General features: G+C 44.5%; 20 protein-coding genes and 1 tRNA gene. 14 read left to right on the top strand and 7 right to left on the bottom strand.

Features of this window, described 5'->3' with window-relative positions:
* Positions 1 to 320 precede the first annotated feature (320 nt).
* Positions 321 to 773, bottom strand: coding sequence for a DUF3291 domain-containing protein (locus MRY86_RS21165; protein ID WP_293571898.1), 453 nt, complete (start codon positions 771 to 773; stop codon positions 321 to 323).
* Positions 774 to 1,210: 437 nt separating this feature from the next.
* Between MRY86_RS21165 and MRY86_RS21160 the strand changes: the two genes are divergently transcribed.
* Positions 1,211 to 2,449, top strand: a complete 1,239-nt coding sequence (locus MRY86_RS21160; RefSeq protein WP_293571896.1) for a GAF domain-containing sensor histidine kinase — start codon at positions 1,211 to 1,213, stop codon at positions 2,447 to 2,449.
* Between the two features lie 351 nt (positions 2,450 to 2,800).
* Here the strand turns inward: MRY86_RS21160 and MRY86_RS21155 are convergent, their stop codons facing one another.
* On the bottom strand, positions 2,801 to 3,535 hold the full coding sequence (locus MRY86_RS21155) for a hypothetical protein (protein ID WP_293571895.1): 735 nt from the start codon (positions 3,533 to 3,535) through the stop codon (positions 2,801 to 2,803).
* A gap of 653 nt (positions 3,536 to 4,188) precedes the next feature.
* On the opposite strand from MRY86_RS21155, the gene MRY86_RS21150 reads away from it, so the two are divergent.
* On the top strand, positions 4,189 to 5,118 hold the full coding sequence (locus MRY86_RS21150) for a hypothetical protein (protein WP_293571893.1): 930 nt from the start codon (positions 4,189 to 4,191) through the stop codon (positions 5,116 to 5,118).
* Between the two features lie 84 nt (positions 5,119 to 5,202).
* Here the strand turns inward: MRY86_RS21150 and MRY86_RS21145 are convergent, their stop codons facing one another.
* The gene (locus tag MRY86_RS21145) at positions 5,203 to 6,687 is read right to left on the bottom strand and encodes a hypothetical protein (RefSeq protein ID WP_293571892.1); all 1,485 of its coding nucleotides are present in this window, start codon (positions 6,685 to 6,687) and stop codon (positions 5,203 to 5,205) included.
* Between the two features lie 105 nt (positions 6,688 to 6,792).
* Positions 6,793 to 7,950, bottom strand: a complete 1,158-nt coding sequence (locus MRY86_RS21140; RefSeq protein ID WP_293571890.1) for a tyrosine-type recombinase/integrase — start codon at positions 7,948 to 7,950, stop codon at positions 6,793 to 6,795.
* Between the two features lie 373 nt (positions 7,951 to 8,323).
* On the opposite strand from MRY86_RS21140, the gene MRY86_RS21135 reads away from it, so the two are divergent.
* The 10 genes from MRY86_RS21135 (at position 8,324) to MRY86_RS21090 (ending at position 18,144) form a co-directional block, all read left to right on the top strand.
* The gene (locus tag MRY86_RS21135; protein ID WP_293571888.1) at positions 8,324 to 9,790 is read left to right on the top strand and encodes a site-specific integrase; all 1,467 of its coding nucleotides are present in this window, start codon (positions 8,324 to 8,326) and stop codon (positions 9,788 to 9,790) included.
* Positions 9,791 to 9,882: 92 nt separating this feature from the next.
* The gene (locus tag MRY86_RS21130; protein WP_293571886.1) at positions 9,883 to 11,337 is read left to right on the top strand and encodes a hypothetical protein; all 1,455 of its coding nucleotides are present in this window, start codon (positions 9,883 to 9,885) and stop codon (positions 11,335 to 11,337) included.
* A 2-nt stretch (positions 11,338 to 11,339) separates the two neighbouring features.
* Positions 11,340 to 11,627 (top strand): hypothetical protein, encoded by a 288-nt coding sequence (locus MRY86_RS21125; protein ID WP_293571885.1) that lies wholly within the window; start codon positions 11,340 to 11,342, stop codon positions 11,625 to 11,627.
* Positions 11,628 to 11,652: 25 nt separating this feature from the next.
* Positions 11,653 to 11,946 carry a hypothetical protein gene (locus MRY86_RS21120; RefSeq protein ID WP_293571883.1) on the top strand — a complete coding sequence of 98 codons (294 nt, stop codon included), beginning with the start codon at positions 11,653 to 11,655 and terminating at the stop codon, positions 11,944 to 11,946.
* Positions 11,947 to 12,140: 194 nt separating this feature from the next.
* Positions 12,141 to 12,476 carry a hypothetical protein gene (locus MRY86_RS21115; RefSeq protein ID WP_293571881.1) on the top strand — a complete coding sequence of 112 codons (336 nt, stop codon included), beginning with the start codon at positions 12,141 to 12,143 and terminating at the stop codon, positions 12,474 to 12,476.
* Positions 12,477 to 12,833: 357 nt separating this feature from the next.
* Positions 12,834 to 13,862, top strand: a complete 1,029-nt coding sequence (locus MRY86_RS21110; RefSeq protein ID WP_293571879.1) for a hypothetical protein — start codon at positions 12,834 to 12,836, stop codon at positions 13,860 to 13,862.
* Between the two features lie 127 nt (positions 13,863 to 13,989).
* Positions 13,990 to 14,556 (top strand): hypothetical protein, encoded by a 567-nt coding sequence (locus tag MRY86_RS21105; RefSeq protein WP_293571877.1) that lies wholly within the window; start codon positions 13,990 to 13,992, stop codon positions 14,554 to 14,556.
* Positions 14,495 to 17,476 carry a hypothetical protein gene (locus MRY86_RS21100; RefSeq protein ID WP_293571876.1) on the top strand — a complete coding sequence of 994 codons (2,982 nt, stop codon included), beginning with the start codon at positions 14,495 to 14,497 and terminating at the stop codon, positions 17,474 to 17,476. The genes MRY86_RS21105 and MRY86_RS21100 overlap by 62 nt, the downstream gene beginning before the upstream one ends.
* 28 nt (positions 17,477 to 17,504) lie before the next feature.
* The gene (locus tag MRY86_RS21095) at positions 17,505 to 17,687 is read left to right on the top strand and encodes a hypothetical protein (protein WP_293563855.1); all 183 of its coding nucleotides are present in this window, start codon (positions 17,505 to 17,507) and stop codon (positions 17,685 to 17,687) included.
* Between the two features lie 85 nt (positions 17,688 to 17,772).
* Positions 17,773 to 18,144, top strand: a complete 372-nt coding sequence (locus tag MRY86_RS21090) for a DUF5681 domain-containing protein (protein WP_293563857.1) — start codon at positions 17,773 to 17,775, stop codon at positions 18,142 to 18,144.
* 66 nt (positions 18,145 to 18,210) lie between these two features.
* On the opposite strand, the gene MRY86_RS21085 is transcribed toward MRY86_RS21090, so the two are convergent.
* A complete protein-coding gene (locus MRY86_RS21085; RefSeq protein ID WP_293563859.1) occupies positions 18,211 to 19,071 on the bottom strand; it encodes a hypothetical protein in 861 nt (286 codons plus the stop codon).
* A gap of 123 nt (positions 19,072 to 19,194) precedes the next feature.
* Positions 19,195 to 19,266: transfer RNA gene (locus MRY86_RS21080), tRNA-Arg, on the bottom strand.
* Positions 19,267 to 19,406: 140 nt separating this feature from the next.
* Here MRY86_RS21080 and MRY86_RS21075 point away from each other — a divergent pair.
* Positions 19,407 to 20,099 (top strand): autotransporter outer membrane beta-barrel domain-containing protein, encoded by a 693-nt coding sequence (locus tag MRY86_RS21075; RefSeq protein ID WP_293563861.1) that lies wholly within the window; start codon positions 19,407 to 19,409, stop codon positions 20,097 to 20,099.
* On the opposite strand, the gene MRY86_RS21070 is transcribed toward MRY86_RS21075, so the two are convergent.
* On the bottom strand, positions 20,067 to 20,957 hold the full coding sequence (locus MRY86_RS21070; RefSeq protein WP_293563863.1) for a hypothetical protein: 891 nt from the start codon (positions 20,955 to 20,957) through the stop codon (positions 20,067 to 20,069). The genes MRY86_RS21075 and MRY86_RS21070 overlap by 33 nt on opposite strands.
* A gap of 575 nt (positions 20,958 to 21,532) precedes the next feature.
* Here MRY86_RS21070 and ilvD point away from each other — a divergent pair.
* Positions 21,533 to 23,212, top strand: a complete 1,680-nt coding sequence (gene ilvD / locus MRY86_RS21065) for a dihydroxy-acid dehydratase (RefSeq protein ID WP_293563864.1) — start codon at positions 21,533 to 21,535, stop codon at positions 23,210 to 23,212.
* Positions 23,213 to 23,218 lie beyond the last annotated feature (6 nt).

Below are 23,218 nucleotides of genomic sequence, written 5' to 3'. Positions count from 1 at the left end.
ACTGCACTGGAAATCAAATCACCTTGATTTAGCGTTAAGGATTACTGAGGTGGAATGTTGATAACTCCAAGAAAGCGCGTCTTTATTGGGCTTTTCGTATGCATCTAAAAGTCAATAAAATTTATCTCACCTTTTATTTATCTGTGGTTTTGTATAAATCTGTGCAAAGACAGGGTTCCTATCAATAAAAAATGCCCCGGATAACCGCCCGAGGCACAAACCCCAAAAAACAGCATTCACTGACTTGTTGATAATGACTTAGTAGCGGTCTCGGCTATAAGTATTTGTTTGGTGTTGCCAATAGTTTTTTCAAGTTGTTATTATTTTGGTTCTGGAAACCTGTTTCTAAAGTCAAAAGCAACTTCGGAAGCACCATTATCTTGCAGGTAATCCAATTTTCCGATGGCTTCTTCAACAGTAGGTATTTGCCCATTTGGCACCCACCACATAGCTGTATAAACTTTTCCATAAGGTTGAAACCACTCTTTCCTTCTTCTCAAAAAATCTGTATGAAAAGTCTTGTAGACGAATTTTTCTAGATACTCGATTGATTCCCATACAGACATATTTATTATTACCTGTTCGTCATTATAAGGATTAAAACTTGTGGCATCGTCGTTCTCGTCTTTTAAACGCCAAATAAAGCCATCGCTATTTTCTGCCAAATTGTTAACACGGTCCAAATTTTCTACAAATTCCTTCATTATAGGGTCTTCAATATTCACGCCTTTCATTCGAGCGACATTGATTTCTGCTATATGATATTTCTTCATAGTTGTGGTTTATTATTGGCAACGGCATCTATGCGCGATAAATAAGCTTTGCCAAAAATAAGCATTTCCCATATAACCATCAATGCAACCTGTCACAAACCTATCTGTATTGACAAATCCAGTAGAAGGCACTACTGCCCAAAAAAAAGGTCTCAGGCAAAAGCCCAAGACCGAATAAACCCCAAAAAACCAAATGAAAACATTTGTCCTTGTTGCGATCAAATTCCCTATTTCTTCGATTTGGCTTCAATATAACGACTCATTTCAAAGCCATGCCCAAACCATATTTCGTATAACACGAAGATAATAAAACAAGGTGCTTTTTACAAAATGATGACAACTGTGTTAAAATACATGTTCCGGATACTGAACATTTCAGCAGAATTGACTATTTTGCTATTACCCTCTATAGTTTACCATGTTATACTGTTGCACACATGAATAAATTTGCACAAACACAAGAAAAAAGGCAAGCCCCTATTATTGCCCCAAAAGAAAGGGAGCAAGAACTACTCAGGTACCAAATACTCGATACTTCTCCTGAAGAGAGCTATGACCTAATCACGAAAACCATAGCTCATATTTGCCAAGCGCCCTTGGCGCTGATCACTTTCGTTAGTAAAGAACGGCAATGGTTCAAATCAAAATATGGCATGGACGTGCCTGAAACGCCTATGTGCGACTCTTTCTGCGTCGCAGCTATCGAAAGCAGGTCCTCACTTTTTATAGTCGAAGATGCCAGGAAAGACCCACAGTTTGACAATAACCCTCTAGTCCACAAGGCAAGAGCGGTGGTTTTTTATGCAGGTGTCCCCCTGATCACAAAAAGAGGGGTGTCTATTGGCACTCTGGCCATAATTGACAATAAGCCCAGAAAGCTGAGCGAAGAACAGCTCGAATTCCTTCATCGTTTTGCCGACCAGGTCATGCACCTTTTGAAGCTCCGGCTCAGAAACCAACAGGTCATTAATGCAAAGGACAAATTGATAGCCATGAATGAAGAGCTATCAAAGTACTCCTATACCCTTGCCCATGACCTTAAGGCCCCCTTGAGGCATATCAACAGCTTTGCCAAACTTATCCAGCGGCGTTGCGCAGTTAAACTGGACGAAGAAGAGCTGGACATGCTCTCCTTTGTTTCCAAAGCTGCTGTAGACCTTTCTAACCTGGTAGACAAAACTATAGCCATTGCTTCAGGCAAAGAAAAATGGGAAGATGGCATACAAGAGGTTGACCTCAAAGAACTGGTCGAGGAATCAATAGCCCTCATCCCTAAACCCGAATCTGTGAAATTTGAAGTGGGCGGCCAGCTGCCTCCTGTTTTGACCAACCCCTCAATTCTACAGCGGATCCTCCTCAATCTTTATGAGAATGCGATCAAATACAACGATAAGCCTGAAGGGTTGATTAAGACCCTTTTTTCCGAAACTGATGAACACTACAGGATATGTGTGTGGGACAATGGGCCCGGCATGTCAGAGGAGTTCCAAAAGCGGGCAATGGACGAGTTTGAAATTGACTATCATGAAGATGCAGATGGGAATACAGGTACGGGCATTGGCCTGGCCACTGTTGCTTCCCTTGCGAAAAAGATAGGCGGAAAAGTTACCTTAAGATCTAAACTCCAAGAGTTCACTTGCGTTACCTTTTCAATAAAAAAAGCAGTAGGCCAGTAAACGAGACTCGGCACCACTGCTAGTAACTTTTGGAATCTAAGATTCCCCTATGTAACATTAATTTTGCTAAAGATAAACAATCCGCTGAAAAGCGGCTTCTACAAGGGCGTATAACTCCAAAAAAAGGCAGCAAGCTATTTTGGTTTTTCAACCAAAGCCTTGCTGCCAACACTTGGCGCGAAGACGAATCCTCGATCAACTAACTTTTCAGTTTCAACAATTCAATTCTGCCTTGAAGGTTGAATGTCAACCTTGCACGCGCCGCCGGGTAAGAGGGGATTATTACTTATTTGTCTAAACTTGATGATACGCCTACAAGATACCAATAAAATTTGAGTTGGCTAAAAGCGCTTATCCATACCTCAGCCCATCATAAATCCTGGCAGCATAGATAGCAATCAATTTTGCAGAATCTGTGCCATTGACAATCTTACGGGCGCTATGCCAATCGGGATACTTGCCGCGCATAAAATCTTCCAATACAGGCGCTCCCGGCGAGAACCCCTTCAGCATCCCAATCACCAAAATATCTGAAGCGATGTCAGGCTCTAAGGCAAGGTCTGGGTTGTCAACCAGGTCTACATCCAATAGCTCAGAAAAACGCTCATAGTTAGCTCGTTGAGTGATCTGGGCAAAACCTCTACCGTAGTATGGATAATAAGGCAGTTTTTCACGGTACCTACTTGCTCTGGGCTCACCTATAAAGTAAGCCTCTTTGACTGGCAACATAGTCTGGTTAGTTTCATGCCAGGCCGTTGCAAGGATGTATGCAATATACCCTATATCGCTTACTTCATGGCGTTTGAGCGCTTCGTAAACCTGGCGCAAACCACGCTCTGCATTAGGGGGCAAATGCAAAAAAGACCGACGAATGACCTCAGCAATCTTTTCGAAGGGTATAAATTCATCAACTTTTTCATCTTGGCTAATATTTGGCTTAACACCAGTGTTTTCAATCTTTCGCCGCAGCTTTGGCACGTGGGGTGCAGAGGGAGAAGGCTGTTGGCTTATTCTGACAAAAGTCTTTTTAGGCTTAAAGCCTAATTGCCTTAAAAGGTATGTGAAAAAGGTAAATAGTTTTCTCATTTAAACCGGGACTCTATCTAGACATTTGCTAAAATTAAAACTGGAATCAAAGACAAGACAATCAACAAATTGATAAGTTTAAGGATTATGCTTTCCATGATTTGAGCTTTTTGGCCGGCCATACTTATTATAAGGCCGCGATCGAATCAGTGCTTCCGGAATACGCTGTTCTTCCTTTTAAAAAAGCAAAGGACTGGTTAAAACCATGCCCTTTGCCAATAATAAGCCTAAATTTTGATTCCCCTATTTAGACTTGCCTCTTTATGTGGGAGAATTTTGCATTGATAGCCCCAAAGATGCTCCGTTGAGTGCTTATCATGTCAATGCTAAAGACAACAAGCCTGATAGTGTATGCCATCGGCTTGCTGTACAAAATAACAGTAGGGATATCTCAAGTGCTCAATAAACTTGGTTCTTATGACTAGAGATGTCCACTCAAAATGATAGCAGGGGGATATTAAGCCATGTTCGCACACTACAAAACGTAGTAAAATAAACCTTTGTTTAAGGCAAGGCATTACAATACCACCAGATACGTTGAAAAAAGAAGCACAATTTTCTATTGCTTAATAATTTAGCTGCTCTATAGGCTGGGGCCTTTGTAAAAAATGCCCCGGACAACCGCCCGAGGCATGTAAACCCCAAAAAACCAAATGAAAACTTCTTTACAAGTCTACGCGCTTAAACAGCCCGTAGTGTGTATTATCCCCTCAGGCTTTAGCCGCCCGGAAGATCCGGTTTACTTCCTCCTGCGTCTCGATGATGCGGTCGGCACTGGAGGTGCGCACCTGGCTTTTGTTGACCAGGGCATCGGTAGCGCCAACCCATACCGACATCCGGTGTTTATTATGAATGCTGCCAGCTTCGCCCGGAAATGTACCGAGGAGAGTACCGTAGAGAAGCATAAGGAGGATAAGCATAAACCAGCATCCAAGCCAAAGGCGAGTACTCCAAAGCCAGCCAGTAAGCCCAAACCGAAGCCAAAGACGTCAAAAACTGAAAAGTCCTCATCGAAAACTGACGACAAAAAGCCAGCTTCAGCTAAGCCAACCAGTGCCAGCAAGCCTCCCGCCAAGAAAAAAGAAACGGCGCCCAAGAAAAAAGCTGAGAACAAGCCAAAGAGCAAGCCTGCCAGCTCCCGCCGCAGCCCGGTAGAAGTAATCGAGCAGGAGATCAAGGATATCCGGAAGACGCAGAAAAAGGACATGAGCGCCACCGAGCGGGAGCAGTTCAAAAAGGAATACGCTGACCTGGAGGAAAAGGCAACGAACAAGAGCTATATTGGTTACATTCGCAGCCAGCTCAAAGCAGCCGAAAAAGATGGCGTGAAGCTCAGTGAAGCGCAGGTCCGGAAATTAGGCCAGATGATTCCGCCGCTCATACAGAACCCTAGTGGGGCATTCATAGACATGCTGTATTCTAATAAAAAGCGCTTAAAGCCCACCTATGAAAACCTGCTGCGCTGGACGGAGAGCCCGGATCGGTATGATCTGATCGGTGTGGACACGGCTCGGACGGATGAGACGGTGAGGGCGCGGAAGCCTAAGGAGCCGTCTATCTTTTCTTTGCTTGGCTTAGATTAAAAAAGACCGCGTTAATTTCAATCCTGTATTGAGGGCTAAACGTTTGAAAAATTCAAAACTCTGAATGGCTGAAATTCCGGATACCTAGAAGACGATAAATTTGCCTGCTAAGTCTTTAACAGGGTAAATCGTGTAGTAATAATTTCCTATTGGCCAACTTGTGGTGGAAATTGTGATTTGACCTTGACTCAAAGAATGGCTTTCTAAAAGATTGCCTGATGAAGAATAAAAACGAACTTCATGTTCCTCTCGAATTGGAATGCCCTTTATATTCAACTGAAAATCTTGCCCCTGTTCAACTGGATTAGGAAAGAGGATACATTCTATATTTGTCGCTTCAATATTCGAGTTACTTGAGGGCAGGCAATCTAATTCTTCTGTATTAAAATGCGGGACGTTGGGGATACCTGCAAAGTTAAAGGAAGGAATATCTAAACCGTGTTGACTAAAACTGCACTCCAAACCTGGTTCATTTGGACTGTTGACAACGTGAAGGTGCTTATGACTACTGGTACCAGCAATATAAATTTTTTGATCAGGAGCCAATGCAGAAAGGGAGAAGCCACTATAATAAGGAAATGGAGCTTCATCGTAAGTGTCGATTAATGTTTTGCTTTGTTCAATGTCTCCTGCTTCCAGGTCAAATTGGTATAAATTACTGAAAGTAGAGACATAAGCGAACCTGCTGTTTGAGGAAACAGAAACACCAGCCGCCGCATAATCAGTGTTTTCGACATCAATAATAATAGGATCGCTTAAATTACCTGTACATCTATCGAAATCGAAAATATTCAGCTTGTTGAAATTGCTATGCCTTAAGTAGTGAGCCCCAATGGGTGTGAATGTAGATTGTCCAGTCCAATCTCTGTGATCCCAAACTCTCCCTATACTTTGAGCTCCCATATAATGAATGCCGGTAGAGTCTAATAGGATTTTATGGTACGTATTGCTAGAACTTTTAGGGGCAAGTAACCACCAACTCATTCCATCAGCATGCTTTACAGCACTTAAATATCCGGTAGGGAAAGTATCGGTTACAATTGAAACGTTTCGTTCGATCATTTCGCCCAATCCGTCGTTTCCATCCATGTCAATTTTGCAATAAACTAATTCCACGCCCCTAATATCTCCACCATTCTGAGCAATAAACTTATAGTTGTACTTGAATAAATATTTGTACCTTTCATTAGAAACAGCCGGTAAAGCGATTGTCGTTTGAAGACCTAGCCCGCCCAAACCCTGATCACAGTAAACGTCTATAAATTGACCTGTCGTTAAAGAATCGGATCCAGGCATTTTATTGTGGTTAGCGTCAGACACATAGCATCCGTTCGAATAAAATTGTAGATTTCCCATATCATCATCTAATACAGCCGGACAGTTTAAAATATCCATTTGCTTTTGGAGATAGCTGATGTTTGGGGGGGTGCTAGCCCCCATGAAGCTTATAGAGGTGCCTCCTCCAGAGTTAATGGCAGTTGTATCGTAGCCAATAATCCATGTATTTTGTGAGGATAGGAAGTGAATACAGGATAGTAATACGGCAAACGAGGTAATGATCGTCTTCATATGGCTTGGGAAAAAATGGTACAAAATAGAAGGAAGTTAATGGATTGAAAGCTGAAAAATTCTATTCAAGAATCAGACTCAATCTAATGCTTCAAAGGCTTTAATTTAATCAAAAAATCCTAACTTCTTAGCCAATTTTGCACTATCCATACCGCTGGGCCGAAGGTAGATTTCTACGGTACTCAGCTTCTTCCAGCCTCCAATATCTGCAATGGTTTTCAGAGAGGCTCCCATCAAACGTAGGTTGGTGGCCCCTGATCTTCGAGCAGTGTGGAAGGTCACAAATTGGCACTTAGGACCCGTTTGATCACCTTGGTTGACTACTTGTGTAATGCCGGCCATACTTGCAATTTGCTTTAATGACCGATTAGCAACTTGGTTGGCAGTAAAACTAAAATTAAAATCATGAGCCTGGCAAATCGACCATGCAGATTTTTTGACCGGCACCGTTGCCGGTGTGTTCTCTTTTACGCTGGTGTATAGCAGGTAAGTATCGCCCTCCTGAACAAAGAAATTCGATCTGGAAAGCCGTACGACATCAGAAAACCGTATTAGGAAGTAATAAGCAATCAAAAACCGGTCGCGTTCCCGTTTGAGTGCAGGCATGGAGGATAAGTCAAGCAACTCGATTTTGGAGATCTCCTCCTGAGTGAGGTAAATTTTATTGGATCTTTGGTTTTCCCGGGCCTTAAACCAGGGCTGAAGGTGCGCATCGTTATCGTGCAATGCCCTTTCTTTTCCAAGTCGCATAACCTTTTTCAATACCCGCAGGTGTTTGGCCAACCCACTCCAGTTTGCTCCATTGCTGGTTACCCATTCTGAAAAACTGTGGTAGAACTGCCGGTTGATATCCGACCAGAGAAGGTCTTCTTTGCCCGAATGCACGGCATACTCTTTTAACCGTTTGACTGCGGTTCTGTATCCTTTCACCGTACTCGGCTTTAAGCCGTGATTAGAATTCAGGTAATCTTCCAGGAAGGTTAGAACACTCCCCTTTTCCTCTTTTTTCCCATAATGGTCAAGGTTGCCACCCTCCATTAAAAAAGCTTCAACCTTCCGTTTATGAAGAAGCAGCTTTCGATTGTAAGACTTCGCCAGAGCATAGTTGCTTTTGACTTCCCCTTTCTTTTTATCCCAATATTCTGGATGGATATAGAGACCAGTAGAAAGATAGCGGCGCTTATCGCCATCGGAGACATAGAGACGGACGCTGATCTCGCCACTTTTTTTCTTGTGGCCGTTAAGTTTATTTGTCAGATTCACGAGGCATTTGTTTCAGTGAAATACCTGTGAAATATACTGCAAAAAACCGTAATTAAAAACAAAAAGATGCAAAATGAACAAAACAGCAGATTAGACATCAACGCAACAAAAAAGCCAGACCCGCGAGGAATCTGGCTTCAAGATAAATCTTTTTGTTTTTTCGTAGTAGCTCCACCAGGAAACGCACATTGAGTATTATTGAAAAAGTGCAATTATTATTTATCCTTTCAAAACCTCTATATACTTAGAATTGAAGTATACATATATTGATGATACAGGAATAGACATACATTAAATCATCGCTTTTACTGTAAACGTTTTGTAAACGAAGGGTAATTGTATATCTTGCACACGAGGTCAAAACCAAAACGTTATGCAGTTAGTCAACTTCTACGTAAAACCACCAGAGAAAAAGAACGGCGAATACCAGGCGCACCGATTGACGGCAGCGCGTCCTGTCTATATGTATGTACTGAGTGAGTATAAAAGCCAAAGAGCAGTACATCCCACCGGGCTAAAGGTCAGGCACGACCAAATTGTTAAAACTGATTCAGACGGAAATGCATTCTTAGCTACTGACCCGAAAAGTCATTGGGATGAGATTATGCAGCGGGTGAAAAAGAAAGCACCAGGCGCACTTGCTACCAATAGAGAACTGGACAGGTTGCAGCGCATTGCGGAAAGTGTAGTAGATGAGCTAAAGAAACAAAAGCAGAGGGCAGCAGATGAAGCGCAATTGATTCACAGGCAACCAGTGACCAAAGAAGAAATAAAAGCGGTACTATCTGAGCGCACAGGGAGGCAGCGCAAAAGTGAACTAAGCAGTAACGATGGGGTGAAGCTAGTTGACTTTATGGAACTGAGCATTCAACATATCATTGACGATGCAAAAGCCAGAGGAACAAACGGATGGCGGGTAAAAAGTAATCTGCTTTATCACTTCAAAGCATTTTGTAAGGCTGAGTATGTGCCAAAGTGGACAGATATGAGGTTGCAATTCTTTGAGGACTTCAGAGACTTTTTAAAAGGCAGGACGGCGCGTTTAAACAGGTATTCAGATTCAGACCGGGGGTTATCAGACCCCTATATTGCAAAGATGATAAGCGCGTTTATTACACTACTAAGGTACGCACAGAAAAAGGGATATATTACTCATAATCATTTCCAGGGAATTAGGCTTAAAGAGGACTTGAAGCTTAACCGGCGCAAGCTCGTAGAGGGTGCATACCTCACCCCGCAAGAAATACGGGAAGTATGGTCGGTGGACTTGTCTCGATTAGAGCCAATGGCCGAGACTGTAAGAGCTTGCTTTGTTGCGGCATGTATGCATGGGCAACGTCATAGTGACTGGCATAAGGTAAGCAGAGGTCAAAGGGTAGAAACAGTACGCGGTATTGAGTTTGTAGAGGTATTCACAGTAAAGGGACAGGGCGATAAAATCGCATTTGCGCCGATATACGGCTACGTCAAAGACGTAATGAATAAAACAAACGACACAATGCCACAAATACCCCTTGGTACTGTAAACAGACTATTAAAGAGCATAGGAGAACTTGCGGGGATTGATCGTAAGATAAACTACAAGGGCGAATTAATTCCCTTGTACAAGAAAATGACCTCACACGTTGCCCGGCGCTCGTTCGTCTCTAATATGAGAGATTACGGCACACCAGACCCCTTATTGTCTTTAGTTACCACCCACGGCAAAAAAACGATGACAGACAACTATGACCGCCGTAGCTTAAAGAAACGGGCGGGCTCACTAATTGACTACCTACGTCGATATGAAAAAGATTTGCAGGGCGGTCAGGCGGTAGTTAGGGAGATCAAAACAGCATAGGCATGGAAGTAAAAACCCGCACTGCCGGAACAGTTCTTTGGCGAGATCGACCGGCAGGCGGGTATTTGTAATAATAACAAACGTTCAAAGTTATGAAACATCTTCGGTCTACTCCGAAAGATCACGCATTTTTCAGCGTGTACGCCAAATTAGCTAAGTCGGTCAAGGCATCCGGCTATTTTGCGCAAGTTGTAAGCGCTTTTACTGAGGTAGGCGGCATCTTCGCAGCGTCTCTATCAATTCTCACACCTATTTTTGGTCAGTATGCGGTTTATCCATCTGCCGCAATTGCTGTTATTGGCACTGCTATATTAGAGATCAGTTTGAGAGTCACGGCTCCCCAGGCGGTTGACGCTGTTTTATATCGCAGGTGGCAAGGTCTACACAGAGCAGTAACTATTTTCGTATTTGTCTTAGCTGCTGTTCTGCTAACTACATCAGGGGTACTGAGCTATAAGAATAGTAAAATCGTAGTCGATGCGGTAACTATTACGCCTCAGTTGGACAGCCTGGCAGTCCAGGCGCAACAGATCGAATACAACGCCGAAAAAGCGAAGCTAGAAGAAGCATACCGGGCAGATAGCACAACTATAGCAGGACAGTACGAAAAGCGAATACAGGCCACTACAGCAGCCTATGCCGGGAAGATCGCAAGCGCAAAGCGCGAGTTATCGAATATTTACAACAAAGAGCAACGGACGGGTAATTCTTACGCTACTGCTAAAGATCAGGCCCGACAAAAGATAGCGGACCTGAAAGCAGATCAGGCGGCGGCGCTTGCAGAACTAACTAGCGAACAAGCGGCAGCACTCGCAGCACTTAAAGCAGAATATAAGGCAGGGATTGCAAAGGCAGATAGCGTAAAGGGCGAAGCACTAGCAGCAATTGAAAGCGAGTACAAAACAGCACAGACAGACCGGGCCGGAACAGTGAACAGCTACGGCGGCGGATTGGCATACTTCACCATAATAGCGCTGTTTATCTTCCTGGCATCTGTTATCCTTGATCGTATCCACCTAAAAGGCAGCGGCATTGATGAGACAGTAGAACTATCACAACACGATATTAACCCCCCAGCCTATATTGAGGCATGGCAGGCAATCCGCGAACGCTTACAGACCACTGTTAGGGCGAAGATTGCAGCATTTGACGAAAATACCCCAGCTGCACCCCTGCCAACGTCAAAGCGGGAATTATACGACCCTACCGAACTGGCTAACGTACGCGTGAGCTTGAAACTAGACGATGAAAGCGAGGGCGAAGAACGTACAATTCGCATAGCAGCAAAACGGCGTCCGATAGGCTTTTTTACCCAAGGTCCTGACGTACGTCAACGCAAGCAAAACGAGGGCTTAGAGAGCGAAGGGAAAAGCGATGAGCATAACGCAACCGTTAACGCAATGGTCGGGAATTGTGATAATTGCGGTAAAGAATACACCAAAAAAGTAAACTGGCAGCGGTTCTGCTGCACGGATTGCAAGACTGAATTTCACGCACGTCAACATGGCGGCAAACCTTATTCACCAATTTATAAAAAAGGCAAATAACTATGGAAAAGAACGTCTCTGATAATGATGTAGCAGCAGAATTCACACGTGATAAGCAGTTACTAAACGAAGCGCTCAAACTTGCAGTGAAAGCAGAGTTTGAAGCAGCTAAGGCAGCGGAAGAAAGAGCGAGAAAAAACGGAACAGAGCAGGAATGGAACCGCGCTTATGGAGCATTCTTAGCACTACAGCGAATGCTAGATAGTGTAGAGGCAGGCCATAAGGACTATTTTGTTTTAGTCAGCAAAAGTTATCAGCAGAAACCCAAATGCGAAGCAGGTAAGGAATAGTTTTAACTAATAAAAGACAACAACGATGAAACGAATTGAACAGATCACAGCCCCAGAAGCGGTTGCAAATTTACGCTATTACCTACTAAAAACAGAGCAGCGGCAAAGGGGGCTACTTGCAGACCTAGATAAAGGGATAGCACTTAACAAGCGTCTGAATATCGAGCTTAAAGGTTTAGTTCTTCGCTTGAAAGACAAAGAGCTTACAGACGAAGAAAAGGAGCAGCTAGACTTTTTAATCAACGCAATTTGGCAAGGTTCACAGGAAGCATTAGAGAAGAACAATGCAGCCAAGCGAAAAGCGCCAAAGCGTGAATGAATTGTTAGAAATATAAAAGTTACTGAAATAGCTAAAATAGAAGCATAAAAATTGTAATCATTACAAATAACCTGTCTTTTTTAAGGAAAATTGATTTTAAGGCAGGAAAAATTTGCTTTTAATTTTTTGCAGTTTTAGTATTGTGATGTAAGCAATAAAGAACATTGATAGTTTAACCAGAAAAATCAATCGTAATGATGATTAATAGTAGAGGTATGCAAATTTATCAGGTTAGTTCCGAATCCCTAGATCGCTTTTTTGATATGCTTACAAGGCAAGAAAAATTGCTAAAGGATTTAGAAAAACGAGTAAAGGCATTAGATGAGTACCCGCACCTCGGCGAGTGGGTCACCTCAGCACAAGCCTTTGAGTTATTGCCTTTTAAGGATGCCCGAACGCTTGCGAAGTGGGTTGAGAGGGGTATAATCGAAGCAAAAAGTATCTCGGAAAACGGTAGGAAGAAAGCATATCGAAAGACTGATATCCTGCATTTTGCTGAGAAAGCAGAGAAGTATTTAAAGGGATATTAACTATACAAATAGGCTATTCCGCCTGCCGATTCTAAGGGGTTTTGGTAGTCGGACTATCCTAAACGGGCGCGGTGCTAGGGGGTTCACCGGTGGACAAATAACCCCCTGTTTTTACCTGGTTTAGTATATATACCCGGCAGGTTAGCTTAAAAACCCCTTACGACATACAAGAAAAAAGCCCTACTGAGGCATAATCCAGTTGGGCTTTCAATGAATTGAGTGAATACAAATATAAGCATATTAAGCGAGAATTGCAGCGATTCTACGGAGTTCTACAAACGTAAGGACGTAGAGCTTACAACTGCTGTAGATTCGCTAAAGGTGCGGATACCTGCTGAATGCGTAAAAATCAAGTGTATGGAGCTTGCAAACAGTCAGATCATTAAAGTAAACAGCGCTACCGGGCGCATTATTGGCACGTCTGGCGTAAATCAAACAAGCTATACCTACCCTCATACAGGCGTCGAGGTTTCTTATAAGTACGAAGCTATGAACGTAGGCGGCAGACGGCCGGAAAGATTCATTTCTATTGGTATTCATTCCAAGATGCTGGGGGAAAGATACCTACAGGGCATTAATTCAAAATCAGTACACAGTCTGTATAGCGAGATACAACGGCACGGTCTTATTGACGTTGATGCACTTAGTCTATTCGATAAATCTTCCTGTACAGACGTAGATATTAAGCGGGATGAGATTCTATCCCCTAAAGCCTTAAAAGCGCAAATAAGCGACCTGAAAAAGTCTGTATTTGGCAAAAGGAAACATCTTGTTAAGACTTTCCGAAAGGCTGACAACTTAGGTATTCAATTTTCAGAACGTTCGACTACAAGCTTTAAAAGTGCTCCATTTTTGAAGATATACCATAAAGGCATTGAGTTGATGCAAGAAAGCAACTTGTTTGCATCTAAGCACCTTGCAGAGTTAATCTATGAGTATATAGCGCGAATTGAAACTACAATCAAAAACAGGAAGCATTTCAAATATTTGTATGGGGATGACTTTAACCCTAGCCTTTCAAATGTTGTCTGTCTAACTGCTGAACAGCAGCAAAAAGCCCTAGAAACTGCAAAGGCTGTTTATATAGATTCTAAGAACGTAGCAGCAAAGCGCAAAGCTATGACAGATCAGGTTAGAAATTTAAAGGGAGTAGATAAGATGTTGTTCGCGTTCCTGCAAAACTTCATTCAAGACGGTAAAACAATTGATGAGGCGGTGCAATTTGCGGTCCTGGAAATGTATCAGGGTGAAGATCAGGTATCACGAAATTACAGGACCAGGTATAAGAAAAAACTACACGATTTGTACGAATTAATCGAGGGCGAAAATAGCGGCGAATATTGCCCTGTTTTAGACCTCTTTTTTGACCATGAGAAAAGAGCCTAAAAACCCTTCATATGATGAAGGGTTTTTGTAACCAAATTTGATTACAAACTGCCGCCTAAAAATTACCAGCGAAAGGGAACAAAAAAAATGGTTTGAGAGACTATTTTTTTAATCCAAATGAACACAAGTGAACACGCATTTTAAGAAGCTCCGAACGACTAAAAAAGGTCGTATAGGCGAGCTAATTGTAAAAAAGCTATTTGACAAGTGGGGATGGCAGTACAAAGAGGCACCCAACAGGGCGCACGGCATTGATTTTCGAGTAATAACGCATCGAGGCGAGAGAATAGGAGTAGACGCGAAAACCTACCCCCGGCGGGCTTGCTGTCAAGATAACGGTATAGATTACGCTGACTTTCGCAAGTATCTGCGGTTTAACGGGCGTGTACTACTAATTTTCATAGATCAGTACGAGGGCATGATATACGGGCAGTACTTAGATGAGCTGAAACAACGGCTAAGGGTAAAAGATAAAGTCTATTTCCGATTGTCCGACATGACAGTAGTAAGGCCCCTGACTGAAAAAGAGCAAAAGCGGCTGAGTAAATACAAACTACCTGACTTTTACGCGGAAGCCGATAGCTTTTTCAATCCTGTGAAACCAGTTTTACCACGAAAAAAATCAAAAGAAAATGAGTTGTTGCGGACCTTGTTTGAGAATCCAGATACTCAAAGACTATCCTGCTGTTCCTAATCACTTCCTTACAAATGGAAAGCTGTATTTAGATGTAAGTACAGATTTTGCCCTGGAGTTTTCTAAGGCGCTTGCAGAGCTTACGGAGCTGAACGAGATAAGCGATGAGGGGGTATTATCTGTAAGCCTGCCCTATACGCCAAAAAACAAGTTTGTTAGCGACTTTGTGAGAAATCACAACAGGACAGAAAATGACTATAGCCCCCTACCTGTCCTAATTCAGGAAGGGCCTGTAATACATCGCATTTCGGAACTAACTTTTATCGGCTCGAACGATGAGGACAAGACTTTGGAGGCGGAGTTTAGCCGGGGCGCGGGGCATTGGTTAACCGCTTCCAGGGACTTGTATTTAAGAGATGCTGATTTAGGAGAATTTGAGCTAAACGAGGCGAACCTAAGGGACAATTGGCAGAACAATTCAAGCTACAGCGATGGAGGCACCCCAGTATATTTTCCGCTTTGCTTTTATGGCGTTTGGACAGCGCAAAACGAAATGAAAGTAGCAGATTTTCGCCCCTGGTTTCACCTGTTGGGGTTACTGCAAAAAGGCTTTTGTGCGACCGGCGGCGGTTGGTCGTTCAGGTCCCCCTGGCTTGAAAGCACAAAAGGGCGAAAGCTGGGGTGCTATTTGGCGGGAAAGGATTACGGGGCCGATGAACAGTATCTGCCTGAAAAGAAGTTCTTAGCTAAAGTCAAGATTGATGGAGTAGCAACTATCACTCCATCGGTTGAGGAAGGCAATACAATACCTGTACTTGTATTTGATGAAGTAGAGCTAAACCCGAACGGCTACTACAACCCAGATACAGGCAAATTCAGCGGCGGCATGGTCATAGCTGACTTTGTAGCGAATATCTATTGTCAGTTTGAGGCGACTGCCTATGATCGACAATTCGTTGTTAGAGTGATGAGGGAAAACCCCGATGGCACAATTGAGGAAGTAGAGGCAAAAGAGGGTAATATTTCCCCCAATTCCGGCACCTCAGCATCTTTGAATTTTCCCCAGGCAAATATAAGTGTACGCGCTAAAAACGTATATGTCCCGGAAGGGGCAACGGTTTACGTTGCTCTAAGCTTTCAGCTATTCCCTAGATACATCGAGGGGACGTTTTATAACGAACCCCGGAAGGTCATTTATCAATCAGGCGACACTATACCGCTTAACATCGCCGTGCGCAATGACTTAACCTTACTTGACTTTTTTAAGGGCGTTGCAAGCCTTGTAAATGGCAAGATCAGGACAGACTGGGAGAGCCGCACCGTTTGGCTTTATACGCCCTACGAAAGGGAATACTACGATGAAACAATAGAGGGCTTTTACACTAATGATATTGAGGACTGGACCCCGCTAATTGTGCAAAGCTCCGAGGCTATCACAATCGAAAGACTAGGTATTCAACGCTATGCGCTACTAAGGTTCCAGGACGCGAACGACGCGGAAATAAAAGCGCAAGGGTTAGAGGACGAAAGCCCCTTGTATAGTCGCCTTGTCGACTTTGGGCCAGTAACTAAAAACGAGGACGTAAACGAGATAAAGAACCCCCTGTTTGAGCCGACTATCAATTCAGAGATTCAAAAATTTGGAGCAATACCGCCGGAGACGGCATTTTATAACGTCTCTATACCTCATCTGCTAGATAACGAGGAAGGGGAATTGAGCTTTGATTTAGGGGCCCGGCTGGTTGAGTTTGCGGGTTACGTCTCAACCAGGAAAACAGACGTTCCATTCTCGCCCTTGCGCCGCTGGATTTTTGAAGGGACAACAGAAAACCGCCTGCCGTTTGCTTACCAGCAATTGCCGGGAGATACCGATATTCAAATAGGGCTTTTACCTCAGCCTAAAGAAGGCGGGCCGGTTTACGGGGACCATGCTAATGATTTTTATAATATAGGCTGGAAAGAAGAACTAAGCGCACGTTTAGAGAGCGTTCGTAGCTCTTTCCAGGTCGTTCTACCTGCCTTAGCTTACAAAGCCCTGGACTTTAGGAAGTGGGCAAGAATATACTATAACGGGCGCACGTTCTTTGCCCGGCTGTTGGAGGTATCAGGACGGCAGGCTTGCAGCTCAGAGCCTTGTATTGCTATTTTTCGCCCTGATCGCTTTGCGCCTGAATGTGCGGACGTTTCGATAATTCCCACGATTGTAAAATGTAGCGATGCCCCCGGTATTTCGGTGAACGTAGATGTACCAGGCGATACAATCACAGCAGACGTAAACAACGAATTTGTGAACGCCCCTATCATTGCAGACGATTTAGAGTACAGCACGGACCAGGGGCAAACATGGCAGGGCTACCAGGCACAGGATTCTATAGTAGCACAATCCCAGGTAGTTTTTCGGCGCTCCACAGACCTGCAAAGCTGCGGGCCGGTTGAAACGGTAAGAACAGTGAATTTCAGGGACTATTGCGCAAACAGTTTTATTATTGACATAGTACACAACGAAAGGGCGAATACAGCAAGCGCAACCGCTATAGATAGCTTTAATAGCCCGGTTGATACAGATGCCTGGACTGTTTCAGTAGACGGAGAGGCACCAACAGCGTACACCCCAGGCGAAGAAATTAGCGAATTTGGCACAGTCGTATTTTATAGGAAAGTGACCTTTGCAAATTCCTGCCCTGATGTAGAAGTATATGAATCAGTAAAAGCCGAAAACGGCACTGGGGGCAACTGCTACAATACTATAGATGTCGCATTTGATGAGGTTGCGCCTTGCGTTTACCTTCCTGAAATTGCAGGCAGCTATTCCAGTTCTATTTGCTCCACCACATGGGAAGTGAGCAAAGACGAAGGCACCACCTGGGGAACCTGGGACTTTGCCCCGATAAAAAGCGAGGCAGGCACAAAAGTCCGGGTAGCAGTCCAGTTTTGCGACCATTGCCCACCGAGGTATATTGAAAAGGCTTGCCCGTTTTAAGTATTTACTAATTTCTCAATCATAGACAATGCAAAACAAAAAAGATTTCGAGAGAGAGTTTAAGGATGAGATTTTGAAGCTAGACAAAGTGGAGCTTGCTGCCCTGGATGCTTATATAGCAAGCCTAAAAGGGCAAAAGGTAGGCGACATGAGTTTTTTATCTGAAATAAGAAACTGTATTAAGCTCAGATCACAACTCCTTAAAAAATAGATTCAAAAGGGAGAGAGGCAGTTTCTCTATTGCTTCTTTCCTTATTCACCTGATAATATCACGTAAAAACAGGTAAATTAAAGCTATGAAAAGAGATTCGAGAGGGCGATTTGAGAAAGGGAAAAGCGCAAATCCAGCCGGAAGGCCTAAAGGGATTCAGAATAAAGAGCTAAGGGATTTGAGAGGGAAGGTTAACGCCCTGATAGAGGAAAATTGGCAGCAGATAGAAAAAGACCTAAAGAAGCTAAAGCCGGTCGAGCGTCTTAACTTCTTTTCGCGCTTGCTGGAATACTCTATACCAAAGCTGCAAAGAGTAGAGCAAAAGATCGAGGACAACAGAGGCGAAGCGGACAAGCTACAGTATATGAATCCTGAAGAACTAGAACAGTATTTAGCTTTGATGTTGAAAGCAGCAGAGCGAAAGCATAAAATTGAAGGCAGCAATGAAAAAGCCTGATTTGCAAAAATGAAGTATATTTAGACTTTCATTTAATCCGCTTGCCATTTGGTTTTGACCTCAATCTTACCTCTTTTTGGCAGGCGGTTTTTCTTCAACAGGTTTTCTGTTGATATCATATATTTCAACTGCATTCCTAGTTAAGATTCTTGTCTCTTTTTCATTCTTTTCATATAAGAAAATATAGTTCCTTGTCATGCCTACGAGTAATAAAGTACTATCGGTTAGTATTTCAAAGTCTGAGCCCTTGATTTCATAAGAAGCTTTCGATGGATTAGATAAAAGCTCTGTTACTTCGCAGTCTACCCTACGATTAGTAATAAGAATGAGAACAAAAATTATAATTGCAAGGGACGTGAAGTCAATTAAGGTTTGAAATCGTTTTTGTTTTTTGTGGATTACAGCGAATATCCAAATGAACCAGGCGAAAACTAGCCAAATGTAATAATCAGATAGCAGGTTGGTCATGCACTCTCCTTGATAAACCCAATCAAGAAACAGTGATAACCCTATGAGGAAGAAAAGACCACCAATTTCTAATGTCCTGATTAACCTTACTAGTACGCCAATCGTCCTCCTAAATCCCAGCCTCTTGATTTTAGCGAGCCTTAATAAGCTGAAATAATACTTCAAAGATTTTTGCCGGTATTCTTTTTGATCGTCCTGATCTTCGGGTAATTCAAATTCAAGGATAGAAAATATTAGGAGGTTCATCAATAAAGCAGCAGACAGGTAGTAAAGCGTATTTACAAGATAAGGGAAGAACACAAAGACTATTTCACTAGCATCTATATAGCGTTCAATTTTGATATTGAAATATCCGTAATACTCATGAATCCTTAGGTATGCTACTGCTAATAAAGTGACTGAGAGTAAAGGGAACGCTTTCCCTAGTAGTTCTATTCTGCTGTTTAAGGCTGGTTTCATTGGGGTAAATAACTTTTGAAGAGAATAAGCCCAAAAAAAGCGGTTTTCTGTCAACGATTTGTAAACGATAGAGGGTGTAAAAAAATAAGCCCCTGAATATCAATACATTCAGAGGCTTGTTAGTAGCTCCACCAGGACTCGAACCTGGATCTTAGGTTCCGGAAACCTACATACTATCCCTTGTACTATGGAGCCAACCTTACAGATTAGATCGCTTCCTTTTGAAGCGGCTGCAAATATAAGAAAGCAGTTAATAAAACACAAACTTCATCTTTAAAATTCCATCTGGCATAACATTTCTGTGCTCGGGCGTTTAATTAGATAAAAATACCTTTATGAGAACCCTGCTTTTGTTTGCCCTTTTGGCTTTTGTTTCCCAACTGAACGCTCAGCTGGGGCTAACCAGCAGTGCCCGGTTCAACGACGCGCCGGACTGGAGCTACCCGGCCTCCATCGCAGAGGGAATGAACCCACTTGGCAATGGCTGGGCCATGGGTATCGACTATTGGATACCGCTGGGGCAGACACGTATCGATTTACTGCCGGAGCTCAATTTCGGCAGGTCCGAGCAAACGATTGATGTTATTGGCGATCCTCATGAGTTTACGCAAAATGCCTTTAGCCTGTTCCTGAACACGAACTTTTACCTGCTTGACCTGGAGGGGGACTGCGATTGCCCCACCTTCTCTAAATCGGGCGATTTCTTTCAGAAAGGCTTTTTCCTGCAAGCCTCTCCCGGGGTTTCCTATTTTCAGCACACCATCCAAACCCGGGAATCTGCTGCGGTGGATATTGAAGAAGATACTTTCGCTTTCAGTATCGGAGTAGGGGCAGGGCTCGATATTGGGCTGTCAGATTTCGTTACCCTCACGCCAATGGCTGGCTTCCGCTATTACTTCCCTTCTGAATGGGCAGGCCTTGATGACTTATTCATCACCGCTGAGCCTGATCCGCTCTTCGAAACCGAAAGTGCCATCCAACAGTTTTGGGCCGGGCTACGGCTGGGCATCCGCTTCGATCAGCGGTAGCTTCCGGCGCTTGGCTTTTTGGTGGAATAAAGGCGTACGCTCGGAGGCAATATAAACGGTATTTGGCCCCGTGAAGTCTACCGCCTCATACTGCGTGGGCATCAGGCAACGGGCGCCCCGTTTGCGCTGCATTTGCCCGCTTAGGAAGCCTGTTCCTTCAAAATCTCGAAAGAGGAATAAATCTGCGGGGGTGAGTGGGAAAAAGCCCAGGAACATCTTGAACCGATAGGTCAACAGGACTACCGTTTGCCCATCTTCACTAATAGCAGCTGCAGTCACTACCCTTTTGGGCAATTCCAGTTGCCCCCGAAGGTTAGCAGTGTAAATACCTGGACTTGCAGGCAGGCTGTAGTGCTTGGTAATAAAACTTTGCTCTGATTTGTCCTTTGAGAACAAATGCAGGCTGTCCTGATAGTAAAAAAAGCCTTCCATGTCGAACTGCCACTCTGCTTTGGGCGGTGGGAAAGCCTCCTGATCCGGATACGTAAACCGGATGCTGTCCACCTGCCCGTCTTTCGATAAAATATAGATACATAAATCCTGTCGCCGGTTCGCGTTATTGCCAAAGTCGCCAATGAAGATACGCCCGTCCGGTGCCGCAGTGAGGTCCTCCCAGTCCCGGTTGAGGCTGCCAGGCACGGCATAGGTTTCCAGTAGCGCCCCTCCCCCATCGGTCCGGTACAACTCCGGGGCATTTCCACTGTCATTGAGCCACCAAAGGCTGTCGGCACCTGCAAAATAAGCACCAGATGTCTCGGTAACTACTTTGGGTAGTTTAAATTTTTTATTGCTCAGAAAATTCTGACTGAGTAAAAGCGAACTATAGAACAGTAATAATGTAATTGAAGTTATCCGCATAAAAGTTGTTTTTTAAGCTTCAAAGGTACAATTGTGTGCGTGAATGAGCGGTATGGGTGTTACGCGGAGGTTGGGAACACGGATTAGACTGATTGCGCGGATTCACACTGATTTCGAGCGGGGGCATATGAGCAGGGCATGCTGGTATGGCGGCAATGGATTGCAAGATCAGCGGTATTAGTGTACTATTGTTACGCGGAGGTTGGGAACACGGATTAGACTGATTGCGTGGATTTCCACTAATTGCGAGCGGGGGCATGCTTATGTGACAGCACCGGATTGCCAAGGTCCGTGGCATCAGGCAGGTCAATGTCATCAGTGTACTCTCGCCGGATATAGAGCCCCTTCCCAATTTCGTAAGCCAGCCCCACCCAAAACCCTGATAAACAAATACTTAACCTAAAAATATCACTTTAACAAACCGTAGCACTCCACCGTTTTTAATTCGCAAATGGTCCCTGCCCCCTTTACATTTGAAATCCTTAGCTATTAAATCCAATAACAAAGAATCCATACAAGCCCCGCCCGGCCCGGCCGATGCGTGTTGGCTTGTTTTTTTTAAGCACTAAATGAAGATGGCAATAATCAATAAATACAGCAGGGAACTGACTCAGGACGACACTCGCCCGGCCGCTCAGGCGATGCTCTATGCCCTTGGGCTCACCGAGGAGGACCTAAAAAAGGCGCAGGTGGGCATTGCCAGTACTGGATGGGAAGGCAACCCTTGTAATATGCACCTCAACGACCTCGCTACTGAAATCAAAGGCGGTGTAAAGGCTGAGGGGCTGCTCGGGCTGATTTTCCATACCATTGGAGTAAGCGATGGCATGTCTATGGGCACCGATGGCATGCGGTTTTCATTGCCTTCCCGCGACATTATTGCCGACTCAATTGAAACGGTGGCTTCTGCACAGTGGTATGATGCTATCGTGCCAGTTGTGGGATGCGATAAGAATATGCCGGGCGCTATGATGGCGCTCGCCCGATTGAACCGCCCCGGGCTGATTGTTTATGGCGGAACCATTGCTCCCGGCTGCCACAAAGACCAGAAACTGGACATCGTCTCAGCCTTCGAAGCTTACGGACAGCGGATTGCCGGAACGATTGAGGAAACGGACTTCAAAGCCGTCATTAAGAACGCCTGCCCTGGGCCAGGTGCCTGTGGGGGCATGTACACGGCTAACACTATGGCATCTGCAATTGAAGCCATGGGCATGAGCCTGCCCTTCAACTCCAGTATTCCGGCAGAGAGCATGGAAAAACAGGCGGAGTGCCATAAAGTAGGCGCTGCCATCCACCATCTGCTGCGCGAGGACATCAAACCGCGCGACATCATGACCCGAAAGGCTTTTGAGAATGCGGTAACGGTTATAACTGCCCTTGGCGGGTCCACCAATGCCGTGCTGCACATGATTGCGATTGCCCGGGCTGCCGAAGTGGAATTCGCCATTGATGACTTTCAGAAAATTGGCGACCGTACGCCCTTTATTGCCGACCTGAAGCCAAGCGGTAAGTACGTCATGCAAGACCTTTACGAAGTAGGCGGCGTTCCAGGCGTAATGAAGCTGCTATTGGAAGAAGGGTATCTGCACGGTGACTGTATGACCGTGACTGGAAAAACCATTGCAGAAAACCTGAGTAGTATCGTGGGGCTAAAAGAAGGGCAGGATGTAATCCGCCCGATATCCAAGCCCATCAAGCCTACGGGGCATATCCGCATCCTCTACGGCAACCTGGCAGAACAAGGCGCTGTCGCCAAAATCACCGGCAAGGAAGGCGAATACTTTAAAGGTACAGCCAAGGTCTTCAACAGCGAGGTGGAAGCCAACGAAGCCATCAGCAACCATAAAATTGAAGCCGGCGATGTGGTGGTCATCCGCTACTGTGGCCCCAAAGGCGCTCCGGGCATGCCCGAAATGCTAAAGCCTACCTCTGCCATTATGGGCGAAGGGCTGGGCAAAGAAGTCGCCCTGATTACCGATGGCCGGTTCTCCGGAGGCACCCACGGCTTTGTAGTAGGCCACATCACGCCCGAAGCTCAAGCCGGCGGCCTCATCGGGCTGCTGCAGGATGGCGATACCATAATTATTGATGCGGTCAACAACACGCTCAAAGCGGACCTTACCGAAGCTGAAATTGAAAAACGCCGGTCCGGATGGCAGGAACCACCGCTGCGGGCTACCACCGGTATTTTACGTAAGTACGCCAAAACGGTCACTTCAGCCAGCGAAGGCTGTGTCACCGATCAACTATAGCCTGCA

It is taken from the genome of Phaeodactylibacter sp., from assembly GCF_022763345.1.
In the GTDB taxonomy this organism is placed as follows: Bacteria; Bacteroidota; Bacteroidia; order Chitinophagales; family Saprospiraceae; genus Phaeodactylibacter.
Note: the sequence above shows the minus strand (reverse complement) of the source record. Positions and strands in the feature narration are given on the sequence as shown.